Origin of the sequence: Bacillus sp. SA1-12, from assembly GCF_000981385.1 — a bacterium.
In the GTDB taxonomy this organism is placed as follows: Bacteria; Bacillota; Bacilli; order Bacillales; family Bacillaceae; genus Metabacillus.
This window is the reverse complement of record NZ_LATZ01000014.1, coordinates 1-18,870: the sequence shown is the minus strand read 5'-3', so window position 1 is coordinate 18,870 and position 18,870 is coordinate 1. Positions and strand designations below refer to the sequence as shown.

Genomic DNA, 18,870 nt, shown 5'->3' with positions numbered 1-18,870 from the left:
GTAGTTGGCTTTTTTGATTTTGCAAATAAAATAACATATACGTTTCATTGTTTTTATATGAATAACATACTGGTTCAGAGAATAGATTCTTTTGCTTAATGAGTAAAACGTTGAAAATATATCCATCATTGACTAATTAAAAAAAGTCCTTCCGAAAGGAGGGGCTTTAATGTAAATAATAATATGACTTGCCACAGGAGGACCTCATACAAATATATAGTTGGTACCTTTCTGAGATTGTACAGATATTAATTTTAATCAAAATACAAATTTCCAAGTCTACAAAATCCATATTAAGGGAAGAGTAGGAAGTTTAAGATTATTTATCAGGACTTTTTACTAAGATCGTTACTTACAAGATTAATTCTTTTGATCCATATTTTACGACCACTAAAAAACAAATTGACAACGATAAAAAATGAATCATATAATCAACTTAAGATATTTCAAAAACATAGTTCTACATTATAAAACAAACTTCTTCTACATTAAAGTGCTTCTATGGAAAATATCAGTCATAAATGTTTTAATAGAAATTGTTTTTTTATCATATAAAAACGCAGTTTTATATTATAAAACAATGATGTTATTCCATAAAAGAGCGGTAGAAGAAGTTTTTTTATTCCACCTAATGAATACGCTTTCAAAACACATGGGATTGGGAGGGACTTAAATGAAAAAAAGAAGGATGTTTGGATTTGCTGCAAGTGTAACTTTAGCGGGGGCAATACTTCTGGCGGGTTGTAGTAGTGAGGGGACAAAAACTAACGGAGCTGGAGTTGAAAAGAAAACCATAAAGGTTGCGCATTATTTTGCCGATAATCATCCTCAAAACATTGCCTTAAAGGAAAAATTTAAAAAAATAGTTGAGGAAGAAAGCAATGGTGAATTAGAGGTACAGATTTATGCGAACAGTACATTAGGAGCAGAAAAAGAATTTTACGATGGTGTTAGAAATGGAACCATCGAAATGGGAATTCCAGGACTAATCATGCAGGCAGACATACCCAAAATGGGAGTTCCAGAATGGCCATTCTTATTTAAAGATTTTGAACATGTTAAGAAGGTTTTAAATGGTCCGATTGGTGAAGAAATAACAGCAGATTTGGATCCCAAACATGGGGTAACACCTCTTGCTTGGAGTGCTAATGGATTTAGAATGTTTTCAAGTAATCGAACAATAGAGAGTATGAAAGACTTTGATGGATTACGACTTAGAATGCCAAACATTCCAAACTACATAAAACTAGGAGAAGCTCTTGGAGCAAATGTAAGTCCTTTGCCTATTTCAGAAATATTTACTGCACTTGAACAAAAAGTTGTTGATGCACAGGATAACCCAATAGCAACATTAAGAAATTCCGGCTATTACGAAGTCCAAAGTGACGTATTAGAATCAAAACATATGTTTAGTCCAAATATTTATATTATTAATAGCAAATTCTATAAAAGTTTAACAGAGGAACAACAAAAAATTATTGAAAAAGCTGCTAAAGAGGCAGCTGCCTACGAATTTGATTTATTGGAAAAAAGCTATGAAGAGGACAAAAAGTACCTTAAGGACAATGGAATAAAATTTACAACTCCTGATGAAAGTTTTGTTAAAGACATGTTAAAAGCAAGTCAACCTGTATACGATGAAATATTTGCGGAAAATGAATGGGCGGAAGAACTTGTTGAAAAAATTAAAGCAGAAAAATAAATGGGCTTTCGTTAGAAAGGGGAGATGAAAGATGGATAGAATATCAAGATTTTTAGAAAATACGTTGAACATTATCATGGCTATAGCCTTAGGAATCATGGTAATACTCGTTTTTGGAAATGTAGTTCTTCGTTATTTCTTTAACTCAGGGATTACTTGGTCAGAAGAAATGTCACGCTACCTCTTTATTTGGTTAACTTTCCTAGGTGCTATTGGAGCTTTTAATAATAAAGAACACTTAGGTGTTGACATGGTTATTAAACGTCTACCGATTAAGGCGAAAAAGGTAGTTCTTATATTAGGTGATTTACTGATGTTATTTGTACTTGTACTCATCCTAGATGGCAGCTGGAAAATGACTTTGATTAACATTGATAGTACTGCACCTGCTACGGGTATGCCCTTAGCATTTGTATACGGTACAGGTATTCTTGTAAGTGTTTCAATGGGTTTAATTATAATCAATAATTTGTACCGGATCATCTTTAACAAAATAACGAATCAAGAACTAGACATGATTAATGAATCTGAAGAGCTAATCTCCCTACATGGTGATGTTTTTATCTCAGAAGATCATATTGTTAAGAAGGAGGAGAAACACGGATGATTGGAGTTTTTGTCGGATCTTTACTCGGAGCTATGGGACTTGGAATTCCTATTGCCTTTGCCCTACTCGTGAGTAGTGTCGTGTTAATGTATTTTCTTGGAATATTTGATAGTCAGATCATTGCACAAAACTTAATCAGCGGAGCTGATAATTTCCCACTAATGGCGATTCCATTCTTTATGTTGGCAGGAGAGGCAATGAATCGCGGGGGGTTGTCAAGACGTATCGTCGAAATGGCTATGACAATGGTTGGTCATATCAAGGGTGGACTCGGTTATGTTGCAATCATTGCCAGCGTACTTTTTGCGAGTTTATCTGGCTCAGCAGTTGCTGATACAGCAGCTCTTGGTGCGATATTAATCCCAATGATGGTGAAATCTGGATATAACAAAAATCGATCAAGTGGGTTAATTGCCTCTGGAGGAATCATTGCTCCAATCATCCCACCAAGTATTGGCTTTATTATTTTCGGGGTAGCCAGTGGAGTTTCAATTACAAAACTTTTTATGGCAGGAATCGTACCAGGTCTATTACTAGCTGTTGGTTTGACGATTACTTGGGCAATAATTGCACGTAAAGATAATGTAGCTGTACAGCCTCGTGCTTCTGCAAAAGAAATTTTCAGATCGCTTCGTCAAGGGATTTGGGCTCTTTTTCTTCCTATCATTATTATTGGAGGATTGAAATTTGGATTGTTTACTCCTACTGAAGCTGCAGTAGTTGCTGCGGTATATGCTTTATTCGTAGGTCTAGTAATCTATAGGGAAATGAAAGTGAAAGAATTGTTCGATGTATTCGTTCATGCTGGAAAAATGACTAGTGTTGTTATGTTTTTAGTTGCAGCTGCACTTGTTTCATCTTGGCTGATTACAGTAGCTAATTTACCTCAAGCAGTAATCACCTTGCTTGATCCGTTTCTAGATAATCCTTTCCTTCTATTAATAATGATTAATTTACTGGTTATTGTAATAGGAACAGCAATGGATATGACACCTACTATTTTAATATTGACACCTGTTTTAATGCCGCTTGTCGAGGCAGCTGGAATTGATCCAGTCTACTTTGGTGTACTGTTTATCTTAAATAACGCGATTGGTTTGCTTACACCACCTGTTGGTACCGTTTTAAATGTAATGTGTGGTATTAGTAAAATTAGTATGGAAGATATAATGAAAGGTGTATGGCCATTCTTACTTGTTGAAGTAATCATACTAATCTTGTTAATCTTGTTCCCTTCATTAGTATTAGTTCCACTTGATTGGTTTACCTCTTAGAGGAGTTGATCATTTTTAGTAGACTCTATTATGTTAGATTAATAACTTATTGGAGGAATTATAATGAATAAATGGATTAAAAGTTTTGCTGCTGGAGTGGTTCTACCAGGTATTTTACTATTAGGTGCTTGCAGTAGTGCAACTCAAAATAAAAGCGCAGCTACTACATCGGAAGGTATTCAAGAAAGAACGATAAAAGCAGGGATTGGTAATAGTGAAACACATCCACAAGGGCAAGGTATGGCTAAATTTAAAGAACTTCTTGAGGAAAAAAGTGGCGGAAAAATGAAAGTACAAAACTTTTTTGATGCCACTCTTGGAGATGATCTAAAAATGACAGAAGCTCTTCAAGCTGGCTTACAAGAAGTAACGGTTCCATCAACTTCACCACTTGTTGGAATGATAAAGGAATTTGGTATTTATGACTTCCCGTTTGTCTTTAATTCTGAAAAAGAAGCTTACACTGTTTTAGACGGAACTGTAGGAAAAAAATTATTAGATAAATTACCCGAGCATGATTTAGTAGGTCTTGGATACTGGGAAAATGGTTTCCGAAACCTAACTAACAGTAAACATCCTATTGAAACCGTAAAAGATTTCAAGGGACTTAAAATACGAACAATGCAAAATGAAGTGCACTTAGACGCATTTTCAAAATTAGGAGCCAATCCATCTCCTATGGCTTTTTCTGAAGTATTTACTGCCTTAGAATCAGGAACTGTTGATGGACAAGAAAACCCTTTAGCAACAATAAAAACACAAAAATACAATGAAGTACAAGATTACTTAAGTCTTACAAAACATGTATATACACCATTTGTATTTCTTGTCAGTAAAAAATTCTGGGATAGTCTATCAGAAGAGGAACAAAAAATTATGAGTGAAGCTGCACAAGAAGCAGGGGAATATCAACGTACACTTAATCAAGAAGAGGATGAAAAAGCTCTTAAAATTCTAGAAGAAGAAGGAATGAAAATTAACGAAGTTACACCTGAGGAAGCAGCAAAAATGAAAGAAAGCATTCAGCCAGTAATAGACGACTTTGCTAAAAAGTTCGGTGAAGATCTTGTAGAAGAAATGATGACAGAAGTAGAAAAAGTACGAGAAAATTAATCCTGCAAGAATTGTAGTTTAGGAGGAGTAAAATTGGATATTATTTCGGAACTTTTACGAGGAATCCAATATCCCAAAATGGTTAAAGTCCAGCAAAAATTTCATGCACCTCAGCTCGTAGATGTAGCGAGCGAGGTGCAAAAAGCAATAAATAAAGCAGGGGTTTTATCAAAAATATCAGTTAATGACCAAGTGGCGATTGCAGTGGGAAGCAGAGGAGTAGCAGACCTGCCAATACTTGTAAGAGAAACAGTTGCGGCTGTACAAGAAGCGGGCGGCAAACCATTTATTGTTCCTGCAATGGGCAGCCATGGCGGTGCCACAGCAGAAGGGCAAATCGATGTTCTTCATCAACTGGAAGTTACTGAGGCAGCAGTAGGGGCACCAATAAAGTCATCGATGGAAGTTGTAAAAATAGGTGAATTATCGAATGGTCTTCCTGTATATATGGATAAATTCGCCTACGAATCGGATAAAATTATCGTTATAAATCGAATAAAGCCGCACACTGCATTTCGCGGTCCAGTTGAAAGTGGTCTCATGAAAATGATCACAATTGGTTTAGGCAAGCAAAAGGGTGCCGAAGCTGCGCATGCCTACAGCTTTAAATACATGGCAGAACATGTCCAAGAGATGGCAAAAATCTCTCTTTCGAAAGCTCCAATCATTTTTGGTCTTGCTACCATAGAGAATGCCTATGATAGGCCTGCTAAAATAGTCGCTGTACATGCGGAGAATTTGGAAAAGGTTGAGCCAAGACTTTTGATTGAAGCAAAATCATTAATGCCGAAAATTCATTTCGATCAGATCGATGTTCTTATAGTAAATGAGATTGGAAAAGACATTTCAGGAGATGGAATGGATCCAAATATTACAGGCAATTTCGCAACACCTTATGCATCAGGAGGGCCAAATGTTAAACGCACGGTTGTCCTGGGTCTAACTGAAAAAACACATGGAAATGCCAACGGAATTGGTATGGCAGATATGACAACAAAAGCCGTTATGAATGAAATTGAGTGGGAAAAGGGGTATGCAAATGCATTAACAAGTACAGTGACCGATGTTATAAAACTCCCAATGTGCTTAGACACACAAGAATTAGCTGTTAAAGCTGCAATTAAAACATGTAATGCTTTTGATTTAAATCAAGTAAGAATCGTACGGATCAAAAATACACTTGAAATTGATGAAATTTGGATTTCTGAAAGTATGGTCGAGGAGGCTGAAAAAAATAGTAATTTAGTTATTGTATCAGATCTTGAAGATCTTGTTTTAGTTTAATAGACAGACTTAGAAATTTAATACAATAGTAGAAAATAGTTGTAGCCGAAATAAAAATGTAATTTGGATACATAGTAATCAAGCGGATCTACCTAACTAACTTAAGCATATCATTGCTGGACTGCACTATGGATTGGTTTAATTTTAGTTTGAGTGATTTTGCAATCGTATTCAATATTGCATCTGTACAGGCATACTCATGAAGCTAACAGTGTTGTCCTTTGTTCTATGTCCTATCTGCTATTTCTGAAAATACGATACATGATTATGAAAAGGAGGGTTTGTTACTACATATATATATAATAGTAATAAAGTAATGAATGCTCGTTATCTTTCCGATATAATAAACAAAAAGAATGATAGAGGAGTGAGGAACAATGCCTATCATCCAATCAGTGGAACGAGCATTGAAAATACTGGATTTATTTGACGAGCGTGATAGAGAGTTAACCATAACAGATATTAGCAAACGCTTAAACTTGCATAAAAGCACTGTACATTCATTATTAAAAACTCTGCAACAGAAGCACTATATTTCACAAGATGAAGAAAATGGGAAATACTCTCTCGGCTTAAAATTATTAGAACGAGGGAGCATGGTGGTAAGCCATCGTGACTTACGAAATATTGGTAGAAAACATTTAGAATGGCTTTCAGAATCAACAAACTTAACTATTCACCTTGTAATTTTAGACGGGCAAGAAGGTGTCTATGTTGATAAAGTTGAAGGTAAAGGGGTTACTGTTTTGTATTCTCGTATCGGCAGACGTGTTCCGATTCATACAAGTGCAGTAGGAAAGTCACTTGTTGCTACAAAATCAGACTTAGAACTCAATTTACTATTAGAAGGTTATCAGTTTACAAGACCTACAGAAAAATCGATAAGTTCTAAAGAGGAATTTTTATTGGAAATTGAAAAAGTACGACAGGCAGGTTATTCAGTTGATAATGAAGAAAACGAACCAGGCATTTATTGTTTAGCTGTTCCCATTAAGAATTATTCTCGTGAAGTAATTGCAGCTATAAGCATATCGATGCCTTCATCTAAAATTAATGAAGAAACCATTGGACATTATATTGAAATTTTAAAAGAATGCAGCAATAGAATTTCATATGAGCTTGGATATGAATATCAAAAAATATAATGTGTGACAACATGTCAGATAGGAGAATTATAATTAAGAATTATTCGGTATTTAAAAAGCAATGAAATCAACTTGCTATAGTAATAAATGATAACCAAGTTAGACAGCCTTTCTCGTAATTTTATGTTGTTGATTGAAACGGCACGTCAGAATAATAAAACAGCATTTGATATTATTAAACAATTGTCGATGAGAAAGAAAGACAACTATAAAAGTGATTAAAAAACTCTCACAAAAAATCAGAAGTCCAATAGAAATAGAGGGTTTCTATACTTTCGGTACATCTTGATATATGTAAGGAGTGGAGACAAGTGACCTTAAAAGTATTATTAACTGATTATGAGTTTGAGCATTTACAATATGAGGAAAAGATTTTTCTTGAAAGCGGATTGGACATTGAATTTATTAAAGCTCAATGCAGAACAGAAGAAGAGGTAATAGACCAAGCAAAAGATGTGGATGCAATTTTAAACCAGTACGCTCCTCTTTCAAGAAGAGTAATTGAATCACTTGAAAACACAAAAATCATTTCCCGTTACGGTGTAGGCGTCAATACGATCAATCTAGATGCTGCAAAAGAAAAAGGGATTACAGTAGCCAACGTACCAGATTATGGAATGGAGGAAGTATCAAATCATGCATTAGCACTATTGCTTTCATGGGCACGCAAAGTGACACTATTAAACAATGAAGTAAAAAAAGGGAAATGGGACTTTAAGGCGTGTATGCCAATTCATCGCTTTAACGAGCAAACGGTTGGTGTTCTCGGCTTTGGTCGTATTCCGCGTCGTTTCATAGAAAAAGTGAAACCGCTCGGATTTAAAACAGTAGCATATGACCCTTTCGTATCTGCAGAAGAAATGGTTGCTGTCGGAGTTCAAAAAATGGAGCTCGATGATTTGATTCGTAAAGCAGATTTTTTGTCAATACATGTACCTCTTATTCCTGATACATTCCATTTAATTAATGAAGAGCGCCTACTTCAAATGAAGAGAAATGCGGTCATCATAAACACTGCACGAGGTCCAATCATTGATGAAAATGCACTTGCAGTTGCACTTAAAAAAGGCATCATAGCAGGAGCTGCACTAGATGTGACAGAAGAGGAACCGGTAAGCATCGAGAGCCCGCTTCTTCAAATGGACAATGTCATCATTACACCGCATAGCGCATGGTATTCTGAGGAAGCAATGATTGAACTTCGTCAAAAGGCTGCAAAAAATATCGTTTACGTCTTAAATGGCAAAAAAACACCATATGCATTAACTTAACAGACGAAATCACCATCAGTTTAAGATACTTTAGGAAACGAAAGCCATCCCTTATTTTACAATGTGCAACCGCACACCAGGGGAAATGCTTGTTTGGATTAGAAAACACGATAATATCCCCCCTAAGTTGGGGCTCTGCAAATGTCATAATAAAATAAAATTTAAAGGTATCGATATTATTCACTTGAATGCATGGCAACTTATTAACGCTTAGTGATTTGGTATCGTATATTAGGCAACTCCCTGAGGAAATATTCAAAATAAAAATATGCATATCTTTTAACAATGGCCATCCAATATGGATGGTTTCTTTATTTTTTTATAAAAATATCACTTTATTAAATCAACTTAACTGGGATTTTTAGATGCCATTAACAAAAAGGAGAAGGAAGTTAAATATGCACTTTGGGAGATAAATTGCACTTACTAAATGTGCAGTTGCTTATACAACTTTAAATCCAAGCTATATTCATATGAGAAATTAACTGTGTTTGTTCATTATTTTTTCAAATTGGAAGATATAAAAAAATATAGTAAATGTAGATTTTTATATGTTATAATTTCCTTATCGATTATCGATTATCGATAATTAAAACAAGGTTACTTTCTCACCTTTTATTTCGTTCTTGTATAAAGATACATATTTTCGTAAGTAAGCAGCACTTAGATTTTTGCATTTGAAATAATTTTCTATGTCTAATTTTTATTAAAGGGGAAATGGAAATGGACATGCAAATTCATAATCAAGGGATTTTTGGGAAGGATAACGTCATTCTAAAGTTGATGAGGAATTATTATCTAATGGACCTAGTATCAAATGATGGTGAGAGACAACATAATTTAAAACAAGAATTATCCTATTTGAAATTAAATCCTTCTTTTACATTTCCAGTTTTAGCAGTAGTGGATTCTACAAGTACATTTTTGAATGAGCGTGAGAAAAGAAAGTATATGGAGGGAATCATAGATTTCTTGCAGCATCAAGCAGGTGACAACATAATCGTATTTATGGATGTGGAAAGTCATATTGGATTATTGTTCTCATGGGTATCTAAGGATTTTATAGAATTTATTCATGACAAGTTAAACGAACATTTCAAATATCCGGTTAATATTGGTGTAGGTAAACCATGCAACAGATTAGAGAATGTGCACCAATCTTATCATCAGGCCCTGTTAGCTTTACAAGATAAGTTTTATAAAGGACTTGGCCAAATTGTTTATTATAGTGAATTGAGTAATTATCAAGAATTAAGCAACTATCCGCTTACTAAGGAAAAAGAGTTATATGAATTCATTCGATCTGCAGAAGATTGCATTGAAATTGAATTTGCTGTAGAGGATTTTTATCAATATTTTTTGCAAAATGGTTTGATTGATAAAACATATATTTACGAATTAACGATAAGGCTTCTGGTTGGAATTGAAAAAAGAGTCCAAGCTGAACTTGGGGAAGTAAGCGCTTGCAAGAATGTAGAAATTATGTCAATTGTAAGGATGGAAACCTTTCAGGAAATTAAGGATTATGTAAGTGAACATTTAACTGCATTGCATGAGGTCATTACTAAAAACGGAAATCATAGCAGCATTATCAAAAAGACCATTCAATACATGGAACAAGATTGCGAGAATGTTTCATTAGATAGTGTAGCCCAAAAGGTGTATGTTACACCGACGTATTTGAGTTCGTTATTTAAACTAAATACGGGAAGAACGTTTATTGAACACTTGACTGATATCCGAATTCAAAAAGCGAAGGAATTATTGAAAAATACACATTTAAAAAACTATGAGGTGGCCGAAAGAGTTGGATATAAGGACTCCAGATATTTTAGCCAGATCTTTAAAAAGAAAGTCGGAGTTACACCAAGTGAGTATAGAGATAAGGTAGAAGAGATAGCAGGATAATACTTTTATCCTTTTCAGTAATATAGACTAAAAAGGATTTTTTTAAAAAAAAGGGTCAAGTCCCCTAATAAACACCAATTGGTTTGGGGGACTTGACCCTTTAGCTTTCTAAGGTAGGTATATATTATAAACGAACGTCGTTAGCGGGACCTTCTTCTTCTAATTTATGTGCTGCTTCAATCTCTTTATCCCATGTTAGATGCTGGTATTCAGCTGCTTCTTCAGCTTGATTAAACCAGTTTGTAAAGTCTTGCCATAGCGAAACTGTCCAAGAAGCATCAATTTGTGCAGTACTATAAACACCTTCTTTTAAACGTATAAAGCCAAAAATATCACGCACTTGGGATTTTTCCGCTTGCACAACTGTCTCCTCAGCTAAGTGTGCTGGAATAAAAATAACACCGCTTGGTGTCCCAAGTACAACGTCACCGGGAAGACAAATTGCCTTGCCTATACGAGCGGGAACATTCATACCAACCATAGTGACATCATTAATTGCTGTAGGGTCACTACCACGATAGTAAACATTGATGTTATCAATTTCTTCAATTTGCTGAATGTCGCGAATACCTCCCCAAATAACTGCTCCGCCTCTTTTTGTTCGTGTAGAGATAGCGGTTGAAAGGTTTCCTCCAACATATGTTCCTTGAAAAATTTTATCGAACATATCAACAACCACAACATCATCTTCTACAAGAGAATCGATCACCCATTGATTAAAAAAGCCTTTTCTTCCTTCATGCTCATGTCCATAGTTAAGCAGCGCCTCGTGTAGGTCAGGTCGTTTTGGTACCATCACAGCAGTGACTGCACGACCTACTATAGTTTTTTCAGGATGGATGATTTTAAAATCTCCTTCAAATTGGTACGTATACCCCCTGTGCCAAAGCGGACCCCATGCTTCCTCTAAATTTATTTTGCGGATCCTGCGAAGAATATCGTCTGAAACCTTAGGACGACCGTTTTCAAAACGTTCGCCTTTCCATAGTGGTGTTAATTGAATAATGTCTTCGCGATTGTCAAACCTATTTTTTACTAAATCCATGCAAAAGCACCTCTTCCTCTTGTTTTATCTTTTTCCGCACCCAATTGCTTATAGCATGATGCGGTGACATTTTTGCTACTGCCATGTCTTATGTCTAATTTTTAAGGAGATTCACCTTTTTGTCGATGCGAGTATTTTAAGAAGTTATTTTATAATTCATAATTTTTTCACACTAGTTTTTTTCAATCAATATTTATATTTAAAAAACAAACCATTCAATAATAAATTCATCTAGCAATTCGTTCGCGTTTTTTGTATGATTTGGAGAAAAAAGCTGCGAGAAGTAGTGAGGTATAATATGAGCATGAAAAACAAGTAAGCCAAAGCATTGTAAAACGCTTGTGTCTAGGGAAAAAAGTAGAAATGTCCGTCCTGCTATACCTCTCGTACTAGAAATCTAATAAATATTGTTGAGATTATCTAAGATTGATCCTTTGAAGAGGAAAAAGAAACAACATCACCAAGGATAAGACTAGGTAAATGGTGTACAAATAAAAAAAAGATAACTACAATAGATATAAGTGCGTATTAACGATAATCGATAATAATTGGAGATGTGAGAATAATGTCTAACAACCAACAACCGATTCATTACAATTCGATAAGTGAACTAATTTATATGACGATAAAAAAGGAGATTCTTGAAATTCAGCTTCCTCCAGGAACCCGGCTTCCTGTTTTAGAAATTGCAAAAAGGTTTCAAGTCAGTCAAGCTCCTGTAAGAGAGGCGTTAGAACGTCTAAAACAGGAAGGGCTAATTATCGGAAAACAAAACAAAGGATCTGTTGTCTCAAATATTACCTCCAAGGAAGTAAAAGATATTTTTGTTTTACGTGAAATGATTGAGGGATTTGCTGTCAGAGAATCAATGCCACATCTGAAAGAATGCGATTTTGATCATTTAAAGGACATTATTCAACTCATGGACCAGGCTATTCAACGAAATGACGTGTTTAAAATGGTAGAGCACGATATGGAATTTCACGGTTATTTTTATGAACGCTGCAATAACCATGCAGTATTAGAATTATGGAATAATATGAAAACTAAAGTAATGAGGTTTATGGCTATATCCAATAAGCACCGCTCTACTGATAAACTGGTAGAGGGGCATCTTGCTTTAATAGACGTATTAAAAACAGGGGATACGGAAAAAGCCGAAAAAACATTCATTGATCATATGAAGTCATACAAGTTGATTCATTTAGAATAGATTTTTCATGCAAGAAATAACCAATCTGAAGAGTAAAGGCTATCGACTGGGAGAGTTCCTGGAGAATCTCAGGGGATGGGCAGTATTAAAGGAGTGAAACATATGACGTGCGTCATTGTCTTATCAGTGATGCCAATTCAATCTGTTGGCCATATGACTAATTCAGCAGCTACGTTAGGATGCATAATGTATTCTTAATAACTTGGGCACTTGGAAACTGCTAGCTTTTTTTCCTTCTAAGCGAAAGCTTTTTAGTAATATTGAAAAAAAGTTTAATTCTTGTTTAGAAAAGCAAATACATAAACAAGTCATTTACTAGTTTAATCTACTTTTAGTAGAGTCAAAAATTCTTTTTAGAATCTTTGGCTCTTTTCTTTTTTTATTGAGTCTTAAAAATTATTTAAACATTCTAAAAAAACAAACAATTTCTTAATATTTTCACATGTGCTATTGTAAGCGCTTTTATTATGATTTTCTATGAGGAGAAATTAAAAACTGAAAGGAGATGGAGCAAGCTGGATGAAGAAACTTAATACAAAAGCCTCGGTGCAAATGTCAAACGTTTCTTTACAAAATGGAGAGGCTAACTTAGAGATAAACACAAGCAAGCCGACACTGTGGTCAAGGGTAATGCAAAGGACAAAAAGAAGAACGAATGAAACAAATTTAGCAGGCTATATTTTTATATCACCATGGTTGATCGGTTTTTTACTCCTTACGTTATGGCCGATGGCACAATCAATTTATTTATCCTTTACGGAATACTCATTGCTTGATGATCCAGTCTGGGTAGGGGGACAAAACTACTCAAATATTTTCTTTAACGATGATTTGTTTTATAAATCTCTTACAGTTACTTTTGCCTTCGTTATCATTTCAGTACCTTTGAAACTGTTTTTCTCCTTAATGGTAGCGATGCTGCTTAATAAGAATTTGAAGGGGATGAGCTTGTACCGAACAGCCATCTATTTTCCATCCTTGATTGGTACAAGTGTTGCCGTTGCCGTCTTATGGAGAAATATGTTTGGCGCCGATGGGTATGTGAATCATGTTTTAAGTTGGTTCGGTATCGAGGGAGTTGGTTGGATTGCAAACCCTGAAACATCATTAGGGACTCTGATTCTTTTGACCACATGGCAATTCGGATCTACGATGGTCATTTTCTTGGCTGGTTTGAAACAGATCCCTCAGGATTTGTACGAATCCGCATCTGTTGACGGCGCAGGGAACATTAAGAAATTTTTTCATATTACGCTGCCAATGCTGTCTCCTGTCATGTTTTTCAACCTTGTGCTAGGTGTGATCGGTTCATTCCAAATGTTCACACAGGCGTTCATTATTACGAAAGGCGGTCCTGTTAACTCTACCTATACGTATGCGCTTTTCCTATTTGAACAGGCTTTTAAACATTATCAGATGGGATATGCATCTGCACTTGCATGGATTTTACTTGTTATTGTTGCTGTTCTGACTGCAATTAACTTTCTTGTATCCCGCTATTGGGTATTTTACGAATCAGATGGGAGAGATACCAGATGAACACTTCCCACTTAAAAGTTTCTAAAATAATTAACCATGCAGTATTAATCTTAATGTCATTGATTATGATGTATCCGGTCTTTTGGTGGGTAGGGGCTTCTTTAAAGAAAACGGAAGAATTGAGCTTGGCTACCATCTGGCCAAAAGTCCCAATGTGGGAAAATTACACAAAAGGCTGGATGGCCACTAGCGAATACTCCTTTACCCACTTCTTTACCAATACACTGTTAATGGAGTTATGGAGTGTGCTTGGTTCCGTATTTACCAGTGCAATCGTTGCATATGGCTTTGCACGTTTAAATTTTAAACTGCGTGGATTTTGGTTCTCGATTCTACTTTTAACCATGATGTTACCTTCACAAGTAACCGTCATTCCACAATATATTATGTACAATACGTTTGGTTTAGTGAATAGCTATATTCCATTGATCCTGCCTCATTTCTTCGGCGGGGGTGCATTTTTTGTCTTTCTGCTCGTTCAATTTATTAGAGGTATTCCAAGGGAACTGGATGAGGCCGCAAAGATGGATGGAGCCTCTGTGTATGGAATTTTCTTTAAAATTATCTTTCCATTGCTGAAACCGTCATTGGTTACGGTGGCAATCTTTACTTTTATCTGGAGCTGGGACGATTTCTTTGGTCAGATTCTCTATTTAAGCTCGATCGACAAATATACCGTTGGATTGGCATTAAAGATGTTTGTTGACCAATTTGAAGTTCAATGGGGTCAGCTTCTAGCGATGTCCTTGCTTTCTATCCTGCCTTCAGCTTTGTTGTTTTTCTTTGCACAAAAGCATTTTATTGAGGGAATTACAACCACTGGTTTGAAAGGTTAGTAGATTAAAAATATCTAAGTTAGAAAGGGGATTTTAGAGAATGAAAAGTCATCGTTTTTGGTACAAAAGCTTGACTGTATTTATGGTTGTTTTGTTGTTGTTATTATCCGCCTGTTCTGGAAATAAAAAGGAGACGTCCGGCAGTGGGGCAGACGGGACTCTTAGCATCATGTGGTGGGGACCACAAGAACGCCATGATGCAACTTTGAAAGCATTGGACATATACACCGAGCAGAACCCGGACGTTAAATTTAAACCTGAGTACTTAGCTTGGGATGGATATTGGAGCAAATTGCCGACTTTGGCGGCATCGAAATCGATGACTGATATTTTGCAAATGGACTCCGCTTACATGGATGAATATGTTAGCAGAGGTACTTTGGAGGACTTATCTGATATTGACCTAAGTGGAATTGTTGATCCAAAAATCATTGAAAATTTAAAAATAGATGGAAAACTATATGGCATCCCACTCAGTCATAATGGACAAGGTCTTGCGTTTAATAAAGCTGAATTGGAAGCAGCAGGAATTCCGCTTCCGCAGAAAGACTGGACGTGGGAGGATTACTTTGACTTTGGTATAAATGCCCGGTCGAAATTACCAGAGGGAAAATACCCAGTTAATGATTATTCATCTGGTTGGGATTGGTATCAATACTATCAAACCTCAATGGGAAAAGGACCAGTACTTGAGGGCGATAAGTTTAACCTAGATAAAGACCTTTGGTTTGAATTCCAAAAGATTCATGAGGAATTTCGGAAGGAAGGCATTGTTCCACCGCCTGATGTACAGACTGCTTTCTTAGAGAACGATCCAAAAGGAGATCCTATGGCTTCAGGTACGGTTATGACAAGAAATGCAACGGTTGGATCTGTCAGCGTACTTGAATCACTAATGCCTGGTAAAGTCGAGGTTGTTAATATTCCTACAGGACCTGCAGGAGGCGGATGGGCACAACCAACTATTTTCTTAAGTATAAGTGCCACTTCAAAGAAGAAAGAGAAGGCGAAGGAATTTGTCAAATGGTTTATTTCTGATATGGAAGCTGGAAAAGTACTTGGTTTGACTCGCGGTATTCCACTCAGTGAAGAAATCTATAAGGAATTAGAGCCGACCTTGGAACCGAAGGATGTCTTAAGTAAAAAGTTGATGGAGACGGCCATTGATAAAGCACTCCCATTTTATCCACCTCCTGCTGGATGGTCTGAATGGGTACAAGCGTATGAAAAAGAAATGCAAGCAGTCATGTATGGACAACAATCTTTAGAAGAAGCGTTTGAAAAAATTAATGAACTAGGAACATCGACTGCAGCTAAGCTTAGCGGAAAGTAATTGATAACTATGTAGTTTGGGAGCTAATACACAAGTTCTCGTTAACTCTATTACTTTATTAATTTAAATGAATGAGGTGTAGGATTATGCAATTAGCTGAGTTTTTTTCATCACGACCAAATCAATTATGGCATCTAGCGAAACAAATGGGCATCGGTCATGCGGTAGGACCGCTCCCACAGAAAGAGAATGGGAACAAACCATGGGAATATGTTAATCTCATGCATATGAAAAATAGGTTTGAAGATTTTGGGTTAAAGCTAGAGGTTATTGAATCCGCCCCGCCAATGAACAAAATTAAACTGGGGCTACCAGGGCGGAATGAAGAAATAGAAATAATGAAGGAATTTATAACAAATATGGGGGCCTTAGGAATCCCAGTATTATGCTACAATTTCATGGCGCAATTTAATTGGTTTCGTACTTCGACGACGATCCGTACAAGAGGTGGTGCACTTGTATCTGGTTATGATCATTCCCAAATGAAAAATGCACAGTTAACTGAAGCAGGTATAGTTACAGAAGAACAGTTGTGGGGAAATCTGGAGTATTTCCTTCAACAAATTGTGCCTATATCTGAAAAAGCGAAAGTTAAACTTGCATTACATCCCGATGACCCTCCGATTTCACCAATAAGAGGGGTATCAAGAATATTGCGAAATGCCGATGCCTTGCAGCGTGCAATTGATTTAGTTCCAAGCGAATACAGTGGAATTACATTATGTCAAGGCACATTGGCAACAGCCGGCGAGGATATACCTTCTGTTATTCGCCGTTTTGCCGAGCAAGATAAAATCTTTTTTGTCCATTTCCGTGATGTGCGAGGAACAGCAGAAAAGTTTGAAGAGACCTTCCATGATGATGGAAAAACGGATATGCTTGAAGCCATGAAAACGTACTATGAAGTAGGTTTCAAAGGACCAGCTAGACCTGATCATGTGCCAACAATGGAAGGAGAGGATAATTCTAACCCAGGATATGAGCTATTAGGGCGTTTATACGGTGTTGGATATATTAAAGGATTAATGGAAGCAGCAGGTAAACATGCTGGAGTAGGGAATAAACAAATTGTGAAACAAGGCTAGAACAGAGAATTAAACTAATACACACGGAACAATGAAATTGCTAAAAAGCAGCTTGTACCTAAAATAACGAGATCTTCAATCGAAGATCTCGTTTTGGCTTTTTAAACTAAGGCTCCAGTTATTTAATTATTCTATATTAATAATAATTTCAAGACCCGTTGGCTTTTCTCTAAAGGGGTCGCTATATTCTTTAAAAACTAAGTCCATCTTTGAAATATCGTCAGGTAATGGTGGGGAAACAATGAAGTTGCATGTATAATATCCTGTTGATCCTCCTGCCCGTTCCAGCCGACAATCATATTGTTCACCTACAAACAATTCAAAAGTAATATGATGATGTAGGTCCATAGGTAAATCTTCTGCTTCATCCCAATCGGTATGAAGTTGTATAACACTAGCATTCTCATACTGGCGAATTACAGTAACCGATTATACATGTCGTCTTTTTCAATCGATTTTAAAACAGATAAATGTTTTCTAAATCCAGTAGGTTCATTACGAGGTTTATAGAAGTCGTCAATTCTCATTGATCCGAACAAAAGTTTAAGAGTGGGTTGCTGCGGCAACCTTTTTCTTAGTGTGCCAGGCATGGCAACTATCTAGGTGGTGAAAGTCCACTGTGGGGGTACACATCGACCAACCACTAAGGAAGCGCAAGGTACTTATCGTGAGGTAAGGGCTGGAGGAAGCGTGGAATAAAATCTTGACTCGACGAACAGAAATCTGATACTAAGGCTCTACAAAGGGATTAGACTCCTAAGCAAGTTAAAGTCCAAAAGATGTGCGTAACTTTGTAGAGTAAATCAGGCGAGTAAAAGAGGAAAGATAGTTGTCTTACCCTGGGAGATCTTGCGGATGTACAGAAGTACAGTCGAAAAAAGGTTTGTCGCAAGAAGTCAGCAGAAGCCATAGTAATGAAATAAATTCATGAAGGGCTGAACAATTTATAGTGTTTCAACACCACGAATGCGTGAGTGACGAACTCCGAATGTGTTAATGGTAAAAGTATGAGCGTATCTCAAAGGATATCCAAAAGGGAGCTATCACTTACTACGTGAGAGGGAAGGAGAAACGAGTGTGGAACTTTTAGAACAGATTCTAAGTAATCTAAATATGAATGAAGCTTACTTACGTGTCTATAAAAATAAAGGTACAAGTGGGGTCGATGGAGCAACAGTCGACGAACTAAAGCAATATCTGAAAGAGAATAAGGATGATCTGCGTCAGCGCATCAGAACAAGAAAATACCAACCACAAGCTGCCTTAAGAGTGGAGATCCCAAAAGGAAATGGAAAGATGCGCAAGTTGGGAATACCAACAGTAGTGGATAGAGTAGTTCAACAAGCCATTCATCAAGTTCTCAGCCCGATATTTGAAGAACAGTTCAGCGAATTCAGTTACGGTTTCAGACCAAAAAGAAGTTGTGAGATGGCGATTATGAAAAGCCTGGAAATTCTGAATGATGGTCATGACTGGGTAGTCGACATTGATCTTGAAAGATTCTTTGATACAGTC

At 36.3% G+C, this 18,870-nt stretch carries 17 protein-coding genes and 1 pseudogene; 16 read left to right on the top strand and 2 right to left on the bottom strand.

Features of this window, described 5'->3' with window-relative positions:
- Positions 1-673 precede the first annotated feature (673 nt).
- The 9 genes and pseudogenes from WQ54_RS10740 (at position 674) to WQ54_RS10705 (ending at position 10,304) form a co-directional block, all read left to right on the top strand.
- Positions 674-1,702, top strand: a complete 1,029-nt coding sequence (locus WQ54_RS10740; protein ID WP_046516148.1) for a TRAP transporter substrate-binding protein — start codon at positions 674-676, stop codon at positions 1,700-1,702.
- Between the two features lie 31 nt (positions 1,703-1,733).
- Complete coding sequence (locus tag WQ54_RS10735) at positions 1,734-2,309, top strand: TRAP transporter small permease (protein WP_046516145.1); 576 nt, start codon at positions 1,734-1,736, stop codon at positions 2,307-2,309.
- Positions 2,306-3,583: a TRAP transporter large permease subunit gene (locus tag WQ54_RS10730; protein ID WP_046516143.1), complete on the top strand. Its 1,278-nt coding sequence runs from the start codon at positions 2,306-2,308 to the stop codon at positions 3,581-3,583. Before WQ54_RS10735 ends, WQ54_RS10730 begins: the two co-directional genes overlap by 4 nt.
- A 63-nt stretch (positions 3,584-3,646) precedes the next feature.
- On the top strand, positions 3,647-4,696 hold the full coding sequence (locus WQ54_RS10725; RefSeq protein ID WP_046516141.1) for a TRAP transporter substrate-binding protein: 1,050 nt from the start codon (positions 3,647-3,649) through the stop codon (positions 4,694-4,696).
- Positions 4,697-4,729: 33 nt separating this feature from the next.
- Positions 4,730-5,980 (top strand): lactate racemase domain-containing protein, encoded by a 1,251-nt coding sequence (locus WQ54_RS10720; RefSeq protein ID WP_046516138.1) that lies wholly within the window; start codon positions 4,730-4,732, stop codon positions 5,978-5,980.
- A gap of 377 nt (positions 5,981-6,357) precedes the next feature.
- Complete coding sequence (locus WQ54_RS10715) at positions 6,358-7,125, top strand: IclR family transcriptional regulator (protein ID WP_046516136.1); 768 nt, start codon at positions 6,358-6,360, stop codon at positions 7,123-7,125.
- Between the two features lie 311 nt (positions 7,126-7,436).
- Positions 7,437-8,396 (top strand): C-terminal binding protein, encoded by a 960-nt coding sequence (locus WQ54_RS10710; protein ID WP_046516133.1) that lies wholly within the window; start codon positions 7,437-7,439, stop codon positions 8,394-8,396.
- A 43-nt stretch (positions 8,397-8,439) separates the two neighbouring features.
- Positions 8,440-8,610, top strand: a pseudogene (locus WQ54_RS35615) (hypothetical protein); the annotation flags it as partial.
- 509 nt (positions 8,611-9,119) lie between these two features.
- Complete coding sequence (locus WQ54_RS10705; protein WP_046516131.1) at positions 9,120-10,304, top strand: helix-turn-helix domain-containing protein; 1,185 nt, start codon at positions 9,120-9,122, stop codon at positions 10,302-10,304.
- 124 nt (positions 10,305-10,428) lie between these two features.
- Here the strand turns inward: WQ54_RS10705 and WQ54_RS10700 are convergent, their stop codons facing one another.
- On the bottom strand, positions 10,429-11,349 hold the full coding sequence (locus WQ54_RS10700) for an RraA family protein (RefSeq protein WP_046516129.1): 921 nt from the start codon (positions 11,347-11,349) through the stop codon (positions 10,429-10,431).
- A 565-nt stretch (positions 11,350-11,914) separates the two neighbouring features.
- On the opposite strand from WQ54_RS10700, the gene WQ54_RS10695 reads away from it, so the two are divergent.
- From WQ54_RS10695 to WQ54_RS10675, 6 genes are all read left to right on the top strand, one after another.
- Positions 11,915-12,562, top strand: coding sequence for a GntR family transcriptional regulator (locus tag WQ54_RS10695; RefSeq protein ID WP_046516125.1), 648 nt, complete (start codon positions 11,915-11,917; stop codon positions 12,560-12,562).
- Positions 12,563-12,637: 75 nt separating this feature from the next.
- The gene (locus WQ54_RS35240) at positions 12,638-12,760 is read left to right on the top strand and encodes a hypothetical protein (RefSeq protein ID WP_269431562.1); all 123 of its coding nucleotides are present in this window, start codon (positions 12,638-12,640) and stop codon (positions 12,758-12,760) included.
- 432 nt (positions 12,761-13,192) lie between these two features.
- Positions 13,193-14,101, top strand: coding sequence for a carbohydrate ABC transporter permease (locus WQ54_RS10690; RefSeq protein ID WP_046516218.1), 909 nt, complete (start codon positions 13,193-13,195; stop codon positions 14,099-14,101).
- On the top strand, positions 14,098-14,937 hold the full coding sequence (locus WQ54_RS10685; RefSeq protein ID WP_046516124.1) for a carbohydrate ABC transporter permease: 840 nt from the start codon (positions 14,098-14,100) through the stop codon (positions 14,935-14,937). Before WQ54_RS10690 ends, WQ54_RS10685 begins: the two co-directional genes overlap by 4 nt.
- A 40-nt stretch (positions 14,938-14,977) precedes the next feature.
- Positions 14,978-16,270 carry a sugar ABC transporter substrate-binding protein gene (locus WQ54_RS10680; RefSeq protein WP_046516119.1) on the top strand — a complete coding sequence of 431 codons (1,293 nt, stop codon included), beginning with the start codon at positions 14,978-14,980 and terminating at the stop codon, positions 16,268-16,270.
- An 86-nt stretch (positions 16,271-16,356) separates the two neighbouring features.
- The gene (locus WQ54_RS10675; RefSeq protein WP_046516116.1) at positions 16,357-17,355 is read left to right on the top strand and encodes a mannonate dehydratase; all 999 of its coding nucleotides are present in this window, start codon (positions 16,357-16,359) and stop codon (positions 17,353-17,355) included.
- A gap of 126 nt (positions 17,356-17,481) precedes the next feature.
- Here the strand turns inward: WQ54_RS10675 and WQ54_RS31860 are convergent, their stop codons facing one another.
- Positions 17,482-17,703 carry a hypothetical protein gene (locus tag WQ54_RS31860; protein ID WP_052737745.1) on the bottom strand — a complete coding sequence of 74 codons (222 nt, stop codon included), beginning with the start codon at positions 17,701-17,703 and terminating at the stop codon, positions 17,482-17,484.
- Between the two features lie 729 nt (positions 17,704-18,432).
- Between WQ54_RS31860 and WQ54_RS10665 the strand changes: the two genes are divergently transcribed.
- Positions 18,433-18,870: reverse transcriptase domain-containing protein (locus tag WQ54_RS10665; RefSeq protein ID WP_046516113.1), on the top strand; the 438-nt coding region annotated here is incomplete at its 3' end.

Excerpts from the sequence above, each read along its gene's own strand:
- WQ54_RS10725 (WP_046516141.1), top strand. The coding sequence starts at position 3,647 with ATGAATAAATGGATTAAAAGTTTTGCTGCTGGAGTGGTTCTACCAGGT.
- WQ54_RS10690 (WP_046516218.1), top strand. The coding sequence starts at position 13,193 with ATGCAAAGGACAAAAAGAAGAACGAATGAAACAAATTTAGCAGGCTAT.
- WQ54_RS35240 (WP_269431562.1), top strand. The coding sequence starts at position 12,638 with ATGGGCAGTATTAAAGGAGTGAAACATATGACGTGCGTCATTGTCTTA.
- WQ54_RS10700 (WP_046516129.1), bottom strand. The coding sequence starts at position 11,349 with ATGGATTTAGTAAAAAATAGGTTTGACAATCGCGAAGACATTATTCAA.
- WQ54_RS10715 (WP_046516136.1), top strand. The coding sequence starts at position 6,358 with ATGCCTATCATCCAATCAGTGGAACGAGCATTGAAAATACTGGATTTA.
- WQ54_RS10735 (WP_046516145.1), top strand. The coding sequence starts at position 1,734 with ATGGATAGAATATCAAGATTTTTAGAAAATACGTTGAACATTATCATG.
- WQ54_RS10680 (WP_046516119.1), top strand. The coding sequence starts at position 14,978 with ATGAAAAGTCATCGTTTTTGGTACAAAAGCTTGACTGTATTTATGGTT.
- WQ54_RS10740 (WP_046516148.1), top strand. The coding sequence starts at position 674 with ATGAAAAAAAGAAGGATGTTTGGATTTGCTGCAAGTGTAACTTTAGCG.
- WQ54_RS31860 (WP_052737745.1), bottom strand. The coding sequence starts at position 17,703 with ATGGACCTACATCATCATATTACTTTTGAATTGTTTGTAGGTGAACAA.
- WQ54_RS10685 (WP_046516124.1), top strand. The coding sequence starts at position 14,098 with ATGAACACTTCCCACTTAAAAGTTTCTAAAATAATTAACCATGCAGTA.
- WQ54_RS10695 (WP_046516125.1), top strand. The coding sequence starts at position 11,915 with ATGTCTAACAACCAACAACCGATTCATTACAATTCGATAAGTGAACTA.
- WQ54_RS10705 (WP_046516131.1), top strand. The coding sequence starts at position 9,120 with ATGGACATGCAAATTCATAATCAAGGGATTTTTGGGAAGGATAACGTC.
- WQ54_RS10730 (WP_046516143.1), top strand. The coding sequence starts at position 2,306 with ATGATTGGAGTTTTTGTCGGATCTTTACTCGGAGCTATGGGACTTGGA.
- WQ54_RS10675 (WP_046516116.1), top strand. The coding sequence starts at position 16,357 with ATGCAATTAGCTGAGTTTTTTTCATCACGACCAAATCAATTATGGCAT.